Here is a 17536-nt window from a genome sequence, read left to right as displayed (position 1 = left end):
ATGGCTGGTTTCTTTGATGACATGTTTGAGGACACAGAACCATCACAACAAGTGACTGGTGATAACCTCCCGGACACCGAATCGGATCCGGATATTCCAGGCGAAGGTTCTGAACTGATTGAAGAGGAAGATATTGATGCTGAAATCGAAACCGATGGTGTTAACGTTGGTAATATTGTTGATCATGTGGAGGACAATCACCGTCCCAATCTGGATCACGGCCTGCTTAGTGACTCTGGTGTGCGCCACCGTTATGAAGGCCATGCAATATTTAATAATCTTGTGCGGATGGACTGGCTCAAAGCAATCAAGCTAGACCCTGACTCATTCGATGCGGTTCTGTATCGCGCAATACCTTACAGAGACAAAAATGCACCTGAAACAGCATCGGAAATAATAGAACCTAACCAACGCATATATGACTATCAGGATCCAGAACTGATAACGGCCCTCGACTGCCCGGATGAGATGGACGCCTTCTACGCGCTATACGACGGCAGTGATAATACAGGGATTAGCGACAGTGCTTTAATCCTTCGGTTAGCCGCCGTTAATGTGCCAGTGGGTTCTATGCTCGAATGGCTGGAACAGCTGTCAGACGGCACAACCATTCGCCGCTTCTGGTACATCCATAAAATATTCAATTACGGCACTGCCAGGGTAGGCAGTTTGTTTTATTGCGTGCCTTCACGCGCCTTTGAAGGGAATTTCATCGGTGATTCTGAATAATCAGGAATGGCTACTGGCCATCTTTAAGAAAAAAGGTCTAACCCCAACTGGCAAGCTGGAATTTGCCACTATTGATGGCATTGATTCGGCGCTCGCACAGGCTTTAAACGAAGCGTTCGACTCACAAGTTGTCAGCTTTAATGATCGCACTAACCAGTCATTCAGGGAGTTCCTGAAACGCACCCCAAGAGATCGCATAACGCTCGGCACTTTTAGTGATGTGAAGGAGTGGTTGTCGTCATTTGAAGCCGATCGCGCCGGGCGTAAAGATACAGTCTCTTCTGGCCCGGTAAATAAGCTGGCAATGCCGCTTGTGAATCTGTCTCGTTCTCCCGCGTTTTCAATTTATGAAGGTGAACTGTGTCGGGATAATTACGATGAAGGACACGTCACCAATGAAAATGATGAGATTGAAGCCCTGGTATCGACTATCCCTTTCTCACTGGAATATTCGCTATGGATCGCCAGTGTCGAGAAGGAATCTCTTGGGATGGTTACAACTGCATTAGCATTCTGGCTACGAATGTATGCCAGCCTCGGGCAGGCATCTTTCACTCACATTGCCAATATCGGCGGTTATGAGATACCGGTTACCTGTTACATCGAAGGGCAAAAATCAATCGCATTTCAGGATCTGACCACCGGCACCGCCGATAACAGGCTGTTCGCGGTTGGATTGAACCTCACCGTTGTGGCGGAGCTTCCTATCCTGGCTTATATGCAGCAAACCACCGGCACCATAACGGTAAAAGCGAAAATTCTGGAGGAATGAGATGGCCACAAAGACCACCACAGCCCCGGAAACTGATTCAAAGCGCACTCAGCTATTCCTGCAATCTGTTTCAATTGGGCAGAACGAAATTCCTCGCGAAATGATTGTAGGATGTACCTATGTCGAACCTGGGGAGCTATCTGGTCCCCAGCTTATGCTCATGGTCAGGGATTCAACGGCTTACGTGGTCAATAAGCTGGGGGTGAAATTTGGAACAATACTGACAGTTTCACTTGGTGATCCGGAAGGTCATGGCGGCATCCTGTTCTCGGAAGAGTTCTTCGTTCTTAAAGCGCCGCGCAAGGACGATACCGTACTGATTTACGCGTTTAGTAACCCGGTGCGATTATTGAAAGTTCCGTCCACCAGCGCACAGTATTTTGTTGATAAGCCCCCATCAGCCGTAGTTTCCACTCTTGCCCCTGGTCTGAAGGTAAATGCTGATTCATTCAGAAAGACATCCACATACCACCTAAATGTTGGAGAAAAACCGACCAAGGTATTGCAGGAGATAGCCCAGGATACCGGTTCTATGTGCTGGGCATCCAGGGGGACGATTAATTTTAAAAGTATGGAAAAAATGGCAAACGCCGCTCCATCGCTTACTTATGAGTCCGCCAATCCCAATACATCCGGATTTACAATTAGTCAGTTCAACATCCTGAATGCCGATTATGAATACCAGCGCCGCCACAATTACAGAATGGCCAGTTATGACATGACCAAAGGTGTGGTTTACTCAGGTAACCAGGAAGACCCCATTAAATTTACGAGCAATCCCGATCCTACCGCGCTGGCGAACTACAACAAATTCATTCTCCCCCGCCTCGATATGCTGGTGGAAGGAAATGCCGCGCTCACTCCGGGTACCACGCTGAAAATTGTCGTGCATAACACGGCAGGTGACGGAGAACTCGATGAATCTATCCCCGACAAAATGATAGTGATGTCCGTGACTCATTTCGAAGACCGCTTCCGTTTTGTCAGCCGTGCGCAGTTAGGAGTGGTTAATGGGTAGTTTGACAGGAAAGTATCGGGCTGTAGTGGTAAGCGTCGATGACCCTAAAGGTCTGATGCGTACGCAAATACGCGTTGTCGGCATGATGGATGGGCTACCAGATGCCTCATTGCCGTGGGCAGAAGCCATATTGTCCAATGCAAACACGTTTTCACCATTTCTGCCCGGCGATAAAGTATGGGTAGAGTTCCCCTACAATGGGGATTCGCGATGGCCATTGATAATCGGCTATGCACAGGATGCATCCGGTGGTGCGCCTAACGTCCCTCCGGAGGCCTCCGGGCAGGGTAGCGGCTACACGCCTCCAGATGTTGACGGTGCCCCACCCATGCCCTCCACCAGCGCCAAAAAAGACTACGTTTACTCGCGTAACGGTCTTATGGAGATCCGCAACGCTGGCGGCGGCTGGTCTGTCACACACCTGGGCAGCGGCACGACGATCGGTTTCAATGAGGCTGGTGAGCTGTTCGCTATCTCGCAGGGCGGCGCGTTTATCTCGGCTGCCGATGATATAAACATTAAGGCTGGTGGCGATATGGGGATTGAGGCTGCCGGAACGCTGTCCATTAAGGCGGCACAGGTTACTGTGGATAAAGGTTGATTCGATAATGATTTTTGGCCCTGAAAGCGCCTCCCACAATCCCATATAAAGCGCGCTAAAAAATATACAAATATTTTCGCAAATGTTAGACTGAGGAGAAGTAAAGAGGAGCGAAAAATGACCACAGTTCGTCGTATGCCAGCCCTCAGCCCGGAAGAAATTCGTAAAATTTCGAAGAATGCCGTGGCGACGGTCGCTGCGGAAAAAATTGTTACTAACAAAACGGCCTTTGTAAAGGCTGCCGTTGCAGGCGTGATTGCAGGCAAAAAAAATGAAGTTAGTCGTAAAGGCGATAGCCAAACTGTCCGTAAAGTAGCAGCTGCATCAGCACGGGATGCAAAGGCTTCCAGCCTGTCTCGTCAATTAGCAATGTCCGTCCTATCACAGAGCAGCGGGCGGGAATATATTCAAGAATCGTTTAATCAGGTTCGTAAAAATAAAAAAGCGTAACCAACGTGATATTTACAAGCTCCTTTGAAGTGGCTTTTTTATTGTGGTGAAACATGACTCAGCAAACAAAGAAATGGATTTTTACTGAGCTGGTAAAAGATCCAAATAATATTGAGCAGCTTCTTTCGTATGCGGTTTATAAAGGTTTTAAGGACGAAATAGCTCGTAACGCTCGCGCGGCCGGTAAAAAAGAATACGAGATTGAGGCTGAGCTTGCGGCCTACCACGATCAATGCCTCAAGTCACCGAGGCAGCTTCAAGTATTTAAAAGAAGCGCACAGGAAATTTTAGATGGATACGTTTCTGGCGTCAACAACGAGTTGCAGACAAGGTTAGAAACAATTTTTGAGCAGCAAGAGAATATTTATCAAAACCAAATCAAAGCCCTCCAGAAAGAGAAAGATGAGGCAAACAAAAATGCTATAAAGCAGCTGGTTAAAGGTGCAGAAAAATACAGCAAGCAAATAAAGAAACCCGTGGGGTTTTGGGAATGTGCCCAAGTCTATGGGATTGCCATATTAAAATTTCTTTTTTCTGGTGTACCAAAACTTTTTGCCACAGCCTTCTCAATAGGCCTTTTGTTTGCAATATGGGGACTCTTTAACGGTGATGCCGTAACAGGTCTGAGAAAAGGACTTTATAAAATGGTAGATATAACCGTGCCAGGGGAAAAGGTTAACACTACGCAAAATGATGTTGGCTCAATTAGCCCTAACCAGAAGAGTGTTACGGCAAATAAACAGCCCCACGATGGAGGGGCATAACCATCAGTGGCGGCTCTAGCTCGGACGGATATAACGCATCGGAGGCGACGTAACGGTTGAGCGGCGCGCGAACGAGCTGGAGCCATAATAGCGTTTGGTCGCTGGTGGCGTTGTAGCGCGGCGCCGGATGGTAGTTTTTAATGACGGTCGTATGATGCGTGATGTTGATATTGCTGCTGTGTCCATAGCCACCACCGCTCATCAGGTGTCCCATCAGCAAGTCGCTGAAGACCCCGCTGTTATCGTAATAGTGGCCCCCTCCCGGCGCGGATGGCTGAGCGACGATTACCGGTGCCGGGCCGTCACGGTCGCACAAGCTGAGCGCAACCAGGGCAAACAGCACGTCACCAGCAATCAACAGATGTTTCTTTTTCATCTCCCCGCGTGCGCTCAGCCGCATTCGCCACAACGGAAAGAGCATCTATGGCGCACATCGCGGGAAAAAGCCCACGGTAGAGAGTCGAACTCTACAAATGCTCTTATCTGTTGTGCACTCCGTTTCGAGGAATAGATGTCAGAGTCGTACCGGCAGAATCATCACATTGGTATATGGTGATGGTTGATGGAATTGAACCGCCGTAGCTATTTCTTTATATCCAATAAACCTGCGTGGACTTTTCTGTGGCAATTCGCACAGAGGACAATGCACTTCCTTACTTCTTCCTTAAGTCGCTTTCGAGATCGACTACATAGGTTAGAAGGATCGCCTTCTTTGCCGCCAGGGTTATCATGGTGGAGGTCCAGAACTATAGGTTCTTTTTCTCCACAATTTTGGCACCCGATGAAGCGTTTATAACGAGATAAAAACTGACGGTTTGAGCTTGTTTTTCTCGTTCTTGTTAACTTTATAAGCCGGCGCCTTGATTCATTGCTTGCATAACTCAGAGCATCTCTTTCCTTGGCGCACACCTTGCAAATATTTTGCAGGCCATCGCTCTTTCCTTTGTTTTTATGGAAATCGGAAGCAGGTTTTAGTGCTTTGCATTTGCTACAAATTTTCATCAGTATCCCACTGCTTACAAGGCAGACGCTCTAACCGCTGAGCTACACCATCACTTGCCGGGTACGTCTCCGGCGAGGGCTTCCACCTCCGTATGCTTTTCGGCGCACCGCGCCCTAGCTGCAATTCGGTAACAGGGGATGCATAACCCTGGCTTCCAGCGTGATTAGCGCTTTCAGCATGACGGGATATACCCGTAGTAAGAAATTATCCTCAAATTACTAAAAGCAATTGCTGTTACGCCGAATGAAAAAGGACGTAACAGGTAAGGACGCTGACCAAAGAGATGGCCCCTTCTCGCTCATCTGGTTAATCGAACCAGCGCCCTTGCCTGTTATGCCTCCCCGTTCCCTAATACACAGACGGGGACACTCTGCGGTCGATTTTTTGACGGGGGACGACTCATACCCCGTGGCGTCAGGCTTCTTAGGCCGCTACCATCATCAGATCATCGTTTGCATTTACTTTAATGGTCAGTTTCTAAACCGCCGCAAAGTCGCTAACCATGACGAAAACCCTGAAAAAACGCCCACCCGAAGATGGGCAAACTGGATGGAAGCTCGTTACGCACTTCGGTGTTGCCACTTAGGCGCATGGTCAACCTGGCAACTCGGTGGTTTGTCTGGGAAGACTAGGCCCAGCCATGCTTACCGCCGCGCCTGTCGCGGCTAACAGCTAAATCGCTCTATAAATCACGATTCATTGAGGCGATATTACACTAATAAATTTATTAGAGCAATATGGCTATAACGTCATGAGCAACACCACGAGTGTCTCCCTTACAAGACACAGAACGTCTGGCAAAAAGAGGTTCCACTCTGAAGCCACTGTCCTGATAAAGTTCTCTGATGTTTGGCGCGCCACTGTTAGTAATGAGAACCTTTGCACCTCGGCGATGAGCATCCGTCAACAGAGACACCAGGCGTTTTTGCTCTTCAAACTTAAAGTCATGACCGGAATAGTTCGTGAACCCCTCTGTATTGGGGAGCGGTTCATACGGCGGATCGCAAAAGATGACATCTCCTTCTCCGGCAGCTTCAATCACCGCTGCAAAATCACCGCATACAAACTCAGACCGCCCTTCCGCACCGAGGAAGGCTTCCATCTCCTGTAATGGAAAATGCGTAGACTTATACTTCCCATACCCGACATTGAACTCACCGGCCTGGTTGTAGCGCGTCAATCCATTAAAACAATGTCGGTTCAGGAACAAAAACGCCGCTGCGCGATGTAAATCATCATAGACTTGTTTGTTAAACGCATTCCGTACTGCCAGGAATCCCTCCTGGGTGTTGTAGTCCAGGAAGAAACGATGTGCCAGAGTGATAAGTGAATGCGCCTCGCGTTGCAGAGTCTTGTAAAAGTTAATCAGGTCAGCATTCACATCATTTAGCAGATTTTCCTGGTATCCGGCATTCATGAAGACAGCTCCGCCACCAACGAAAGGTTCAATCAGGCGCTTCCCTTCTGGCAAATAGCGAAAGATCTGTTCCAGAACACCAAATTTTCCACCAGCCCATTTGAATATGGGCCGTTCGAATTCTGCCGCTGGTTTAACCTTTCGCTCTTTTGTTTCACTCCCTTCTTTTTGCCGACATGCAGCCTTAGTAATCCGATCGCCAATCCAGCGCATTACTGGTATTGCCATACTATTTCCGATCGCTTTGTAACGCGGTCCGTCAGCTGCAAGCATCGCGGCCTCTTCTTCGCTTAAATCTGGATAGTGATTGCGAAGATATGCCAGTTCATCTGAATTAACTTTTTTACGCTTTTCCGTCGAGATCAACGTATGCCCATCAGGAAAACCTTGCAGCCTTTCACATTCGACAGGAGTAAGACGGCGGACAGCTACTTCTGCGTTTCTTACTTCATAGCAAAGGGCTGTTGGATTTTTAGCCATTAGAGATGGTGAAGTATTCTTAGTTGCAGCATGTTGTGTACCGCTCATACGCTCAGGAAAAGCCAATGTAACAAGATGCTCATGGCTTTCTTGCTCACGTGCCCGCAATGTACCATGCCCTTCTGACCAAAAACCTGCTCCTGTGCTGCTAAAAACGGCAAGGTCAGTGGCATCTTTAAAGTCTCTTGCCTTTACTGTCGATGCGGTTTCATCGTCAATATATTCCCCAAATGCCGCCATCCTGAAAGCGTTTACGGCTTTCGTCGATTTCATGCCGGGGGGCATGTCAGCGTGTAGGCATGGATTTAGGCTTTCGCCACTGATTGCAGCGCCATTTGCAATAATGGCGGAAGCGATTTCCTTCTTTTTTCGGCTCGGCGCAATATTCCGGCGCACGCCTTCGAACTCAAAAAGTACCGTTGCGGGATCGAGGTCTGTTCGAGCACTTGCGACAACAAACACGCGTCGGCGTCGTTGTGCCACTCCGAAGTATTGGGCATCAAGGATTCTCCAGGCCACTTTTCGCTGCGGTCCATAAATACAACCACACTGCGGCCACTTTGGAGCATGGCAACCGGTTTTGACATCCCACCGCCAGAACGTGTTACTTTTTCGTGATTCAGGTCGATCACCAGGTTCGAATGGCGCATCTTCTCCAGCCAATCCGGCAAGGAAACATCCGAACGCGTTATCTGCTGATGACAGGACTCCTGGGACATTTTCCCAGACGATAACTGCTGGTTTGAGGAAGGACTCAGCCCGTTTGTCGTCAATTGCATTTGCAAGCTCCACATACTTCAAAGTTAGCGCGCCGCGCTCATCATCAAGCCCACCACGTAAGCCCGCGATACTGAATGCCTGACAAGGCGTACCCCCGACGAGCATATCAGGGGCTTCAATTTCTCCTGCCTGGACTTTTTGGGCGAGTTTTGTCATGTCGCCAAGGTTGGCGACATGGGGCCAGCGGTGCGCAAGAACGGCAGATGGAAAAGGCTCGATCTCAGCAAACCACGCCGGACGCATACCCAACGGTTCCCAGGCAATGCTCGCGGCTTCAATTCCACTGCAAACAGATCCATAGCACAGCTCTCTCACTGCTTAGCCTCTCCGCCCAGGGCATTTACCAGAGCATCAACCAGGCACGAAATTTCACTGGTTAACAGGAAGAAATCTGCGTCCAGTCGCTGCGCAACATCTTCACTATCAATATCAGAGTTCTGCTCAAGTAATTCATCCGCAAATTTGACGCTGGTAAGGCTGAAGTTATGGTCCAGTGTAAATTTAATGCGGTTCTGCCAGTCGAGTGCCAACTTTGTGACGAGCTTGCCAGCTTCCAGGTGTGTGGAAATTTCATCGCTTCCCAAATCCTGCTTTTTCACTCGGGCGATACCGCCATCCTCAAGCACTGCCTTAAGTTCTGCCGCATCCCCCATTTGAAATCCCTGTGGAGCACTAGCATCACGTACCCAGTCGGTCAGCGTTAACTCAATGGGATTTTCAACACTTAGTGGCACAACAGGAAGAGAACCCAGAGACTTACGCATAAGCGCGAGCATATCCTCTGCCTGCCGCGCGCTGGCATTGATATAGATGCGTTTAGTTGAACCGTCGTAGATCGCCTGGATAACAGAAAACTTTGAAAAAGCCCGTGGCAGAAGAGAATGTAGAACTTCGTCTTTCAGGGAGTCCTTCTCTGTTTTCTTCAGTTTACGCGATTGTTCTTGCTCAAGTTTTTCAATTTTCTCTTGAATAGCTCGCTGGATAACCGGCGAGGGAAGAATTTTTGTTTCGCGCTTTGCTTCAACAAGGATAAAGCCATTTCCATGCATAGCGATCACTTCGGAATTATCACCAAATGGCGATACAAAACCGAACTTGGCCATATCCTGGCTACCGCATGGCGTGAATAGGATCATTTTATTTTTATCTTCTAAGTCGGTCAGATCCGCCTCACGAGAAACTTTATAAATAGAAATGTTTTTCCAGTGCTTAAACATGTTGTAACCCTTGAATATCAACCACAGAAAGCTCGTCTTTGTAGAAGAAGGTCAGGTTATGGCACCCCCTCGTTTGAGCGTATGAGCTGGGACCAATTTCGTTCTTCCAGACAAATGGCTTCAGATCCGTACGGCGAAGCATAAAAACGCGATTTGTTCCGCTCTGATTCCCAATGAGGCAAAAGCCTTCTTTCACCTTGATAGCCTGCAAGTTGTCGAGTTCACCGCTAGTTACCCGACTATCGAACTCCTTGCGGCTTATTAGCTCCATCTGCATCTGACGACTCCTAACTAATGCCCATTGAAGGGCGATGCCTGAATGGTACCGAAAACACGACATAAAAAACAATATTTATTAGAGCAATTAATCTCAAAAACAATGACACTCAAGCCACAATAAACCTAAGTTAAAATAACAAAACTTAGAGCAAACAATTGGTGGTGATGTGGCGAGTATTGCAACAAAAGACAGCATTTGTTCGGGGCACGGAGGATTCCCATCCAGGCCTCCCGTAGAGAGCGAACCACTACTTAAAGTCAACGGAGTCGAAGTGTTAGTTGATGGTAAGCAATATGCACAGCATACCGATGGGAACAGCACGCACGGCGGGCAAGCTATATCAACCAGGGCATGGTTTACCGTCAACGGGAAAGGGATCGTATGCGTTGGTGATCCTGTTTCATGCGGCTCTACCGTTGCAGCCGGAGACGGCCTGGTTCAGGTAAGTTAGGAGATATCATGCTGGAAAAAGACTACCAGTTATCCGCATATAAAAAATTGGTCGCCGCCGGTGGGATGAAAACACCTGGTGCCATAACATCGGCACGAAACAGTGCTAACACGGCAAAACTGCTTGCAGAAGAATTGACCGGATTAATTCTGGATACAATTGTCTATCCCGACACTATTACCAGCTATGTTTCAACGATCAGAACAACCGCAACCGGTTTAACGAATATTGGAGGGCTGGCAACTCAGCACGCTGACCTGTTGGCTGGTTATGCTGATCTGTCAATGCTCCTTCAACTCGATATTGGTTGGGATGTTTACTGTCGTGCTAATGAGCGAGAAGTTTCAGAACTGCCGATCTCTATTGCCATTGGCGACGCGACTACAACGAAATCGCTTGAGGACGCTGTAAATGCGCTTAATACGTCGAGTTTAGTCGCTGCTATGGGGGACATTAACCAGACCCTTAACACAGGCTCAGGAAGCTCGTCAGGCTCTGATTCAGGTGGCGGCGCAGTCACTCCCCCTCCAGCACTGACAGAACAACAAGTTGAAGCACTGAAGGAAGCAACTGAACAATTTGGTGCTTTTTTCGACCAGACAACAGTACCGGTAGCAGCATTGCAACAGCAGTATGAACGAGCGAAGGAAAGCGCCAGCGTAGCCATAACTGCTTATAACCATGCTATCGGAACCGCGCTGGCGGAAGCATCAGCAAATAAGGCTAGCACCGCCAGCGCAGTCGCAGCTTTGGTTCCTGATTCTGTTCTTGATGAATTAAACAAGGCGACACTTTAACAAAGGACTTCACAGATAATTTTTCTTCAGGAGGAAGAAATGTCGTTTTTTTCAACGTTAAAAACAGCTTTGTCTTTGAAGGAGAAACTTGCTGTTGCTGGTGTTCTTGTCCTGATTTGCGCACTTGTTGGTGCTGGGTTTGCATGGGAACGTTATCAGTTAAAGCAAGCCTTGGAGAAAATTGGCAGCCTTGATCAGGCTGTTAAGGAGCGCGATAAGTCAATCATTGATCTTAACCAGACCATTGAGACGATGAATAAAGCGGATCAACATTTTCACAGCCAGGAAGTGAAAAATGAATCAGAACAAGCGAAGTATGCAGACAGACAAATGGAACGAAAAGCTGAAGTTCAGAAACAACTGGTTGCGTCAGGTAGTGTTCGCCAGCGCATTCCTGCTGACACTCAGCGGTTGCTCCGGGAGTCGATCAGCGAATTTAACGCCGACGCCGACAAAGGTTAACCACCCTGCCCCCAAAAGTGCGTTTATGTGTAGGATGCCAGAGTTTAGCAGTGAATATTTTGATGATCTGCCAGCCTATATCCTCGATACAGAAACGATGCTGATGGGGATTAACAGGAAGAATCGCAACGTCAATGACTACAACCGCGCTATCAGCGGTAACTAAAAGGGATTTTTATGTCTGATAAAGTAACAGTTAAGCAAACTATCAACAAAGCGACTTCAATCTACAAAATTGAGCAAATCACTGTAGGCAAGCCAGGTTCTGAACAATTCCGTCATGCCTTCGAACTTGCTGATCAGCTGGGCTTAAAGCACCCAGATTGTATTGAGCATGTATTCCCGACTTATGCTGATGAGGAATGTACTCAAGTGCTTACTGAAGAGGATTTCTTCAGCACTGAAGAACGAGAAAATGTTGATCGCTGCATTGGTGTGATTTGTTCTTCGGCGAGTGATGAATTGTTCCCTAACGTGCCTGAATATGGTGGTATTGGATACCAATTCCTGTACGAGGGCGATGAGCTTAAATGCTATGAACATGGTCTTCTCATCGAAAGCGTAGAATAATACGACTCCCTTCCAACCGGCTACGTTGGCCGGTTTTTCACTTATCCACATTATCCACTGGATAGATCCAATAATCAGGTCCATACAGATCCCAATTAGATCCATATAGATCCCTGATCGTTGTAGGCCGCGTCCCGTCTGGCTTAGAAGCCTTTCGCGATGTGTGCTGGAGGGAAAATGATGTGCGCTGGAGGGAAAAAAATGTGTGCTGACGGGTTGCTAATGTGTGCTGGCGGGATATAGGATGTGTGCTGACGGGAAAGCCTGGGTAGTTATCATCACTGATAAAAACTATCCACATAATTCGGAAAAAGCAATATGAATCAATCTTTTATATCCGATATTCTTTACGCAGACATTGAAAGTAAGGCAAAAGAACTAACAGTTAATTCAAACAACACTGTGCAGCCTGTAGCGTTGATGCGTTTGGGGGTATTCGTGCCGAAGCCATCAAAGAGCAAAGGAGAAAGTAAAGAGATTGATGCCACCAAAGCATTTTCCCAGCTGGAGATAGCTAAAGCCGAGGGTTACGATGATATTAAAATCACCGGTCCTCGACTCGATATGGATACTGATTTCAAAACGTGGATCGGTGTCATCTACGCGTTCAGCAAATACGGCTTGTCTTCAAACACCATCCAGTTATCGTTTCAGGAGTTCGCTAAAGCCTGTGGTTTCCCCTCAAAACGTCTGGATGCGAAACTGCGTTTAACCATTCATGAATCACTTGGCCGCTTGCGTAACAAGGGTATCGCTTTTAAGCGCGGTAAAGATGCTAAAGGTGGCTACCAGACTGGTCTGTTGAAGGTCGGACGTTTCGATGCTGACCTCGATCTGATCGAGCTGGAAGCCGACTCGAAGCTGTGGGAGCTGTTCCAGCTTGATTATCGTGTCCTGTTGCAGCACCACGCCTTGCGCGCCCTTCCGAAGAAAGAAGCTGCGCAAGCCATTTACACTTTCATCGAAAGCCTTCCGCAGAACCCGTTGCCGCTATCGTTCGCGCGAATCCGCGAGCGCCTGGCTTTGCAGTCAGCTGTTGGCGAACAAAACCGTATCATTAAGAAAGCGATAGAACAGCTTAAAACAATCGGTTATCTCGACTGTTCAATTGAGAAGAAAGGCCGGGAAAGTTTTGTAATCGTCCATTCTCGCAATCCAAAGCTGAAACTTCCCGAATAAGTGTGTGCTGGAGGGCAGCTGCATTTGAAAAATGTGCGCTGCCGGGAATGCCTGTCCATTTTCCTGTTTTTGGTGTGCGCTGGAGGGCTGCGCCCCGCAGTTTGCCCAGACTTTCCCTCCAGCACACATCTAACCATCCGGTTTTCCCTCCAGCGCACATCTAATCTTCTGTCTTTCCCTTCAGCGCACATATTTGATACCTGCGGTCCCTCCACAACACATAATTTAATGCGACTTCCCTCTATCGCATATTCTGGGCCTTCATCATCCCTCCAGCACACATCGAATAGCCCCTTCGCTATTTCATAACGTGCAATAAATAACGCACATATCAAAAAAAGTTGCACGTAACAGAATCACACGTACAATTCACTTATACGAAACGATAAGGAGATGATGATGAAACGCGATTACGGCGGTGTCGGCACCATAGCTCTTCGTGCAAGCGCATTGCTGAAGGCCATGAGCCAGGATATCGAAGATCAGCGCAAAGAGTTCAATCAGACCGAGTATTATCAGACGTTTACTCGTAACGCTGTGGCAAAGTTGCCGAAGCTGAGCCGCCGCATTGTGGAGCAGGCCATCAAAGAGATGGAAGATGATGGGTACCAGTTCAACAAGAAACAGGTCGGTAACGTTGAACAGTACGCGCTCACCATCCAGAACGTCATTGATATCTATGCCCACCGCAAGATTCCCAAATATCGCGACATTCACAAATCGCCTTACGTTATTTTTGTCGTAAACCTGAAAGGTGGCGTATCCAAAACGGTTTCCACAGTCACGTTGGCGCACGCGCTGCGTGTGCATCAGGATTTACTGCGTCACGACCTGCGCATTCTGGTTATTGACCTTGACCCGCAGGCATCCAGCACAATGTTCCTCGACCATACTCACAGTATTGGCTCCATTCTGGAAACAGCCGCGCAGGCGATGCTGAACGACCTGGACGCGGAGACGCTACGCAAAGAGGTGATTCGTCCGACCATCGTTCCTGGCGTAGACGTGATTCCAGCCTCTATCGACGATGGTTTTGTTGCCAGCCAATGGAAAGAGCTGGTTGAAGAGCATCTTCCTGGACAAAATCAGTACGAAATCCTTCGACGCAATATCATTGATCGTGTTGCTGACGATTATGACTTTATCTTTATCGATACCGGTCCGCACCTGGATCCGTTCCTGCTTAACGGTCTGGCGGCAAGCGATCTGTTGCTTACCCCTACCCCACCAGCCCAGGTTGACTTCCACTCAACTCTGAAATATCTCACCCGTCTGCCAGAAATGCTGGAGCAACTGGAGGAGGAAGGCGTAGAGCCGCGTTTAAGCGCCAGCATTGGTTTTATGTCGAAGATGACCGGCAAGCGCGACCACGAGACATCACACAGCCTTGCGCGCGAGGTTTACGCCAGCAACATTCTGGACTCTTCTCTGCCTCGCCTGGATGGCTTCGAGCGATGCGGCGAGTCTTTCGACACCGTAATCAGTGCCAACCCGCAATCATATCCAGGCAGTGCTGAGGCACTGAAGAAGGCACGAACCGAGGCCGAGCGTTTCACTAAGGCTGTGTTTGATCGGATTGAGTTTGTCAGGGGTGAGTCGGCATGAAGAAAATAGTTTCCCGTGGACGAGTGCTGGGCAAGAATAGCTCCGAGTTTGCTCGCATGCTTGAAGGCAGTGAAGGCACCAAAACCTTTACCCTAAAATCTGGCCGCCAGGCTAAATTTTTGCTTACCGTTGTGCTGAGTGGTGAGATTGAGTCGCGCACGTTCGTTGACCCGGCAGTTAACGGCCGCGATCAGTCTCTGCTTACTCCTGAGTCGGTAAGCGATATTTCCCGCACCATTAAATTGCAACAGTTCTTCCCGGCTATCGGTCGTATGGTTGGGGAGCGCATTGAGGTATTGGACGGATCACGCCGCCGCGCTGCGTGTATCTTCAATGAAACGAAATTTGAGATTCTGGTGACAAAAGATGAGATCAGCCTGGCGGATGCCCGCCAGCTGGCCATTGATATCCAGACAGCCCGCGAACACACCCTGCGCGAGCTGGGTAAACGCTTCGAGGTTATGTACGGCAAGAATATGACCAAAGAAGAGATCGCCCGAGCTGAGAACATCTCAAAGGCTAAAGTGACGCGAGCTTTCCAGGCTGCGGCAGTGCCGGATGAGATGATTGCTGTCTTCCCTGTTGCCAGCGATCTCGCCCTGCCTGATTACCAGTTGCTGCTCCAGATCTCCGAAGATGCTAACGCTAAAAACGTACCGATTGGAGAACTGGTTGATACGGTGCGCGAGCGAATTGCAGAGACTGAGGGCGCGAAAGAGGATAAAGCGAAGATACTGGCTATCTTCAAAGCGGAAAGCAAAAGCCTGAAACCTGCGCCGGTTAAATCTGTAGTGGTAGAGAAGCTGCGAGATTTCTCTGACCGACGCCAGTACGCACGAAAGAAGACCGATCCGAAAAAACGAGTAGTCGCCTACGAGTTCTCCAGACTCCCATCTGAAGTGCAAACTGAAATTGACGAAGCAATAAAAAAAATCATTGAGAAAATGTCCGCAGGAAAATAAACCTGCTGGTGGGAGGTGGTGTTAGCCCCTCCCCTTCCTAAAATGTCCCGCGCCAATTTCATTTCTAACATCATGATTTAAATATATTTTTTAGAAAAATTTCAGACTGAAATTCCCACGATTTAACGCCTGCTTTCACCGTCCGCTTCCCCGCATAAAAAATTTAAAAAATTACTTTTCGCGAGAAAGTCAACAAGTGACTTTCAATAAAATCTCTTCCGAAAAGGGATTCACACAAGTGCCTTGTGTTTAAGGAAGAGTAACTTGAGTAACTTACGCGAATACCAGAATCGTATTGCAGATATCGCAAAACGCTCTAAAGCCGTTCTTGGCTGGGCAAGTACAGCACAGTTCGGTACTGATAACCAATTCATCAAAGATGATGCCGCGCGTGCCGCATCTATCCTTGAAGCTGCACGCAAAGACCCGATTTTTGCGGGTATTTCTGATAATGCCACCGCTCAAATTGCTACCGCATGGGCAAGTGCACTGGCTGACTATGCCGCAACACATAAATCTATGCCGCGTCCGGAAATTCTGGCCTCCTGCCACCAGACGCTGGAAAACTGCCTGATTGAGTCCACCCGCAATAGCATGGACTCCACCAATAAAGCGATGCTGGAATCAGTCGCGGCAGAGATGATGAGTGTTTCTGACGGTGTTATGCGTCTGCCTTTATTCCTGGCGATGATCCTGCCTGTTCAGTTGGGGGCAGCTACCGCTGATGCGTGTACCTTCATTCCGGTTACGCGTGACCAGTCCGACATCTACGAAGTCTTTAACGTGGCGGGTTCTTCTTTTGGTTCTTATGCTGCTGGTGATGTTCTGGACATGCAGTCCGTTGGTGTGTACAGCCAGTTACGCCGCCGCTATGTGCTGGTGGCAAGCTCCGATGGCACCAGCAAAACCGCAACCTTCAAGATGGAAGACTTCGAAGGCCAGAATGTCCCAATTCGCAAAGGTCGCACTAACATCTACGTTAACCGTATTAAGTCTGTTGTTGATAACGGCTCCGGCAGCCTACTTCACTCGTTTACTAATGCTGCTGGGGAGCAAATCACTGTTACCTGCTCTCTGAACTACAACATTGGTCAGATTGCCCTGTCGTTCTCCAAAGCGCCGGATAAAGGCACTGAGATCGCAATTGAGACGGAAATCAATATTGAAGCCGCTCCTGAGCTTATCCCGCTGATCAACCACGAAATGAAGAAATACACCTTGTTCCCAAGCCAGTTCGTTATCGCGGCTGAGCACACGGTACAGGCGGCGTATGAAGCACAGCGTGAGTTTGGTCTGGACCTGGGTTCCCTACAGTTCCGCACCCTGAAGGAATACCTGTCTCATGAACAGGATATGCTGCGTCTTCGCATCATGATCTGGCGTACTCTTGCGACCGACTCCTTTGACATCGCTCTGCCGGTTAACCAATCCTTTGATGTATGGGCAACCATCATTCGCGGCAAATTCCAGACTGTATATCGCGACATTATTGAGCGCGTTAAATCTTCTGGTGCGATGGGGATGTTTGCTGGTGCTGATGCAGCATCTTTCTTCAAACAGCTTCCGAAGGATTTCTTCCAGCCAGCTGAAGACTATACCCAGACTCCGTACGTTCACTTCATCGGCACCCTGTTCGGTAACGTGAAGGTGTACGAAGTACCTGAGGGTATTTGCACGAACCTGACCGCCGAAGGTATCCAGTTCAGCCCGATGGATGTGCTGTGCTACGTCCGTGATGAAAATCCGGGCAAGGCAGGCTTCGTGACTGGTGATGCGGTCCCAGCTATCCCATTCCAGCATCCGACCACCCCGGCACTGGTCAACCGAACCACTCTGTGGGGTTCTGCTATCAACGATATGCATCCACGCAACGGTGCTGACTACTTCACCCGTGTAACTCTGACTATGGCCAAAAATGGCGGAATTAACTTCCTGACCGGTAACACGATTGATGCTGGTGACTCTGAGTAATCAGGGGAAGCTCTCCGTTTAACATAGC

19 protein-coding genes are annotated in these 17536 nt (G+C 48.6%); 15 read left to right on the top strand and 4 right to left on the bottom strand.

Annotated elements, in window-relative coordinates; translation table 11 throughout:
- The 6 genes from D9738_RS23835 (at window position 1) to D9738_RS23810 (ending at window position 4334) form a co-directional block, all read left to right on the top strand.
- On the top strand, window positions 1-729 hold the full coding sequence (locus D9738_RS23835) for a hypothetical protein (RefSeq protein ID WP_000896797.1): 729 nt from the start codon (window positions 1-3) through the stop codon (window positions 727-729).
- Window positions 716-1501, top strand: coding sequence for a baseplate (locus D9738_RS23830; RefSeq protein ID WP_130261335.1), 786 nt, complete (start codon window positions 716-718; stop codon window positions 1499-1501). The genes D9738_RS23835 and D9738_RS23830 overlap by 14 nt, the downstream gene beginning before the upstream one ends.
- Before the next feature lies 1 nt (window position 1502).
- Entirely contained in the window at window positions 1503-2519 is a 1017-nt protein-coding gene (locus D9738_RS23825; protein ID WP_130261334.1) for a phage tail tape measure protein, read from the top strand.
- A complete protein-coding gene (locus tag D9738_RS23820) occupies window positions 2512-3120 on the top strand; it encodes a hypothetical protein (protein WP_000535211.1) in 609 nt (202 codons plus the stop codon). The genes D9738_RS23825 and D9738_RS23820 overlap by 8 nt, the downstream gene beginning before the upstream one ends.
- A 117-nt stretch (window positions 3121-3237) precedes the next feature.
- Window positions 3238-3570, top strand: coding sequence for a hypothetical protein (locus D9738_RS23815; protein WP_000214385.1), 333 nt, complete (start codon window positions 3238-3240; stop codon window positions 3568-3570).
- A 53-nt stretch (window positions 3571-3623) separates the two neighbouring features.
- Window positions 3624-4334: a hypothetical protein gene (locus D9738_RS23810; RefSeq protein WP_000194035.1), complete on the top strand. Its 711-nt coding sequence runs from the start codon at window positions 3624-3626 to the stop codon at window positions 4332-4334.
- On the opposite strand, the gene D9738_RS23805 is transcribed toward D9738_RS23810, so the two are convergent.
- From D9738_RS23805 to D9738_RS23780, 4 genes are all read right to left on the bottom strand, one after another.
- The gene (locus D9738_RS23805) at window positions 4297-4710 is read right to left on the bottom strand and encodes a hypothetical protein (protein ID WP_240780615.1); all 414 of its coding nucleotides are present in this window, start codon (window positions 4708-4710) and stop codon (window positions 4297-4299) included. The genes D9738_RS23810 and D9738_RS23805 overlap by 38 nt on opposite strands.
- Window positions 4711-6064: 1354 nt before the next feature.
- Window positions 6065-8329, bottom strand: coding sequence for a Dam family site-specific DNA-(adenine-N6)-methyltransferase (locus D9738_RS23790; RefSeq protein ID WP_130261333.1), 2265 nt, complete (start codon window positions 8327-8329; stop codon window positions 6065-6067).
- Complete coding sequence (rdgC, locus tag D9738_RS23785) at window positions 8326-9231, bottom strand: recombination-associated protein RdgC (protein ID WP_130261332.1); 906 nt, start codon at window positions 9229-9231, stop codon at window positions 8326-8328. The genes D9738_RS23790 and rdgC overlap by 4 nt, the downstream gene beginning before the upstream one ends.
- A complete protein-coding gene (locus D9738_RS23780; RefSeq protein ID WP_001177861.1) occupies window positions 9224-9508 on the bottom strand; it encodes a hypothetical protein in 285 nt (94 codons plus the stop codon). Before D9738_RS23780 ends, rdgC begins: the two co-directional genes overlap by 8 nt.
- A gap of 296 nt (window positions 9509-9804) precedes the next feature.
- On the opposite strand from D9738_RS23780, the gene D9738_RS23775 reads away from it, so the two are divergent.
- The 9 genes from D9738_RS23775 (at window position 9805) to D9738_RS23735 (ending at window position 17508) form a co-directional block, all read left to right on the top strand.
- Window positions 9805-9957, top strand: a complete 153-nt coding sequence (locus D9738_RS23775; RefSeq protein WP_161403143.1) for a hypothetical protein — start codon at window positions 9805-9807, stop codon at window positions 9955-9957.
- Window positions 9958-9970: 13 nt separating this feature from the next.
- Entirely contained in the window at window positions 9971-10759 is a 789-nt protein-coding gene (locus D9738_RS23770; RefSeq protein WP_130261331.1) for a hypothetical protein, read from the top strand.
- A gap of 39 nt (window positions 10760-10798) precedes the next feature.
- Complete coding sequence (locus D9738_RS23765; protein ID WP_130261330.1) at window positions 10799-11221, top strand: ppfA; 423 nt, start codon at window positions 10799-10801, stop codon at window positions 11219-11221.
- 34 nt (window positions 11222-11255) lie between these two features.
- On the top strand, window positions 11256-11387 hold the full coding sequence (locus tag D9738_RS25490; RefSeq protein ID WP_001113883.1) for a hypothetical protein: 132 nt from the start codon (window positions 11256-11258) through the stop codon (window positions 11385-11387).
- Window positions 11388-11398: 11 nt separating this feature from the next.
- Window positions 11399-11791 carry a hypothetical protein gene (locus D9738_RS23760; RefSeq protein WP_130261329.1) on the top strand — a complete coding sequence of 131 codons (393 nt, stop codon included), beginning with the start codon at window positions 11399-11401 and terminating at the stop codon, window positions 11789-11791.
- A gap of 318 nt (window positions 11792-12109) precedes the next feature.
- Window positions 12110-12970, top strand: coding sequence for a replication protein RepA (gene repA / locus D9738_RS23755; RefSeq protein ID WP_001076427.1), 861 nt, complete (start codon window positions 12110-12112; stop codon window positions 12968-12970).
- A gap of 399 nt (window positions 12971-13369) precedes the next feature.
- A complete protein-coding gene (locus D9738_RS23745; protein WP_048266580.1) occupies window positions 13370-14575 on the top strand; it encodes an AAA family ATPase in 1206 nt (401 codons plus the stop codon).
- Window positions 14572-15537, top strand: coding sequence for a ParB family protein (locus D9738_RS23740; RefSeq protein WP_042016981.1), 966 nt, complete (start codon window positions 14572-14574; stop codon window positions 15535-15537). The genes D9738_RS23745 and D9738_RS23740 overlap by 4 nt, the downstream gene beginning before the upstream one ends.
- A 264-nt stretch (window positions 15538-15801) precedes the next feature.
- On the top strand, window positions 15802-17508 hold the full coding sequence (locus D9738_RS23735) for a hypothetical protein (RefSeq protein WP_089619448.1): 1707 nt from the start codon (window positions 15802-15804) through the stop codon (window positions 17506-17508).
- The last annotated feature ends 28 nt before the right edge of the window (window positions 17509-17536 follow it).

Origin of the sequence: Escherichia sp. E10V5 (assembly GCF_004212315.1) — a bacterium.
In the GTDB taxonomy this organism is placed as follows: Bacteria; Pseudomonadota; Gammaproteobacteria; order Enterobacterales; family Enterobacteriaceae; genus Escherichia.
Note: the sequence above shows the minus strand (reverse complement) of the source record. Positions and strands in the feature narration are given on the sequence as shown.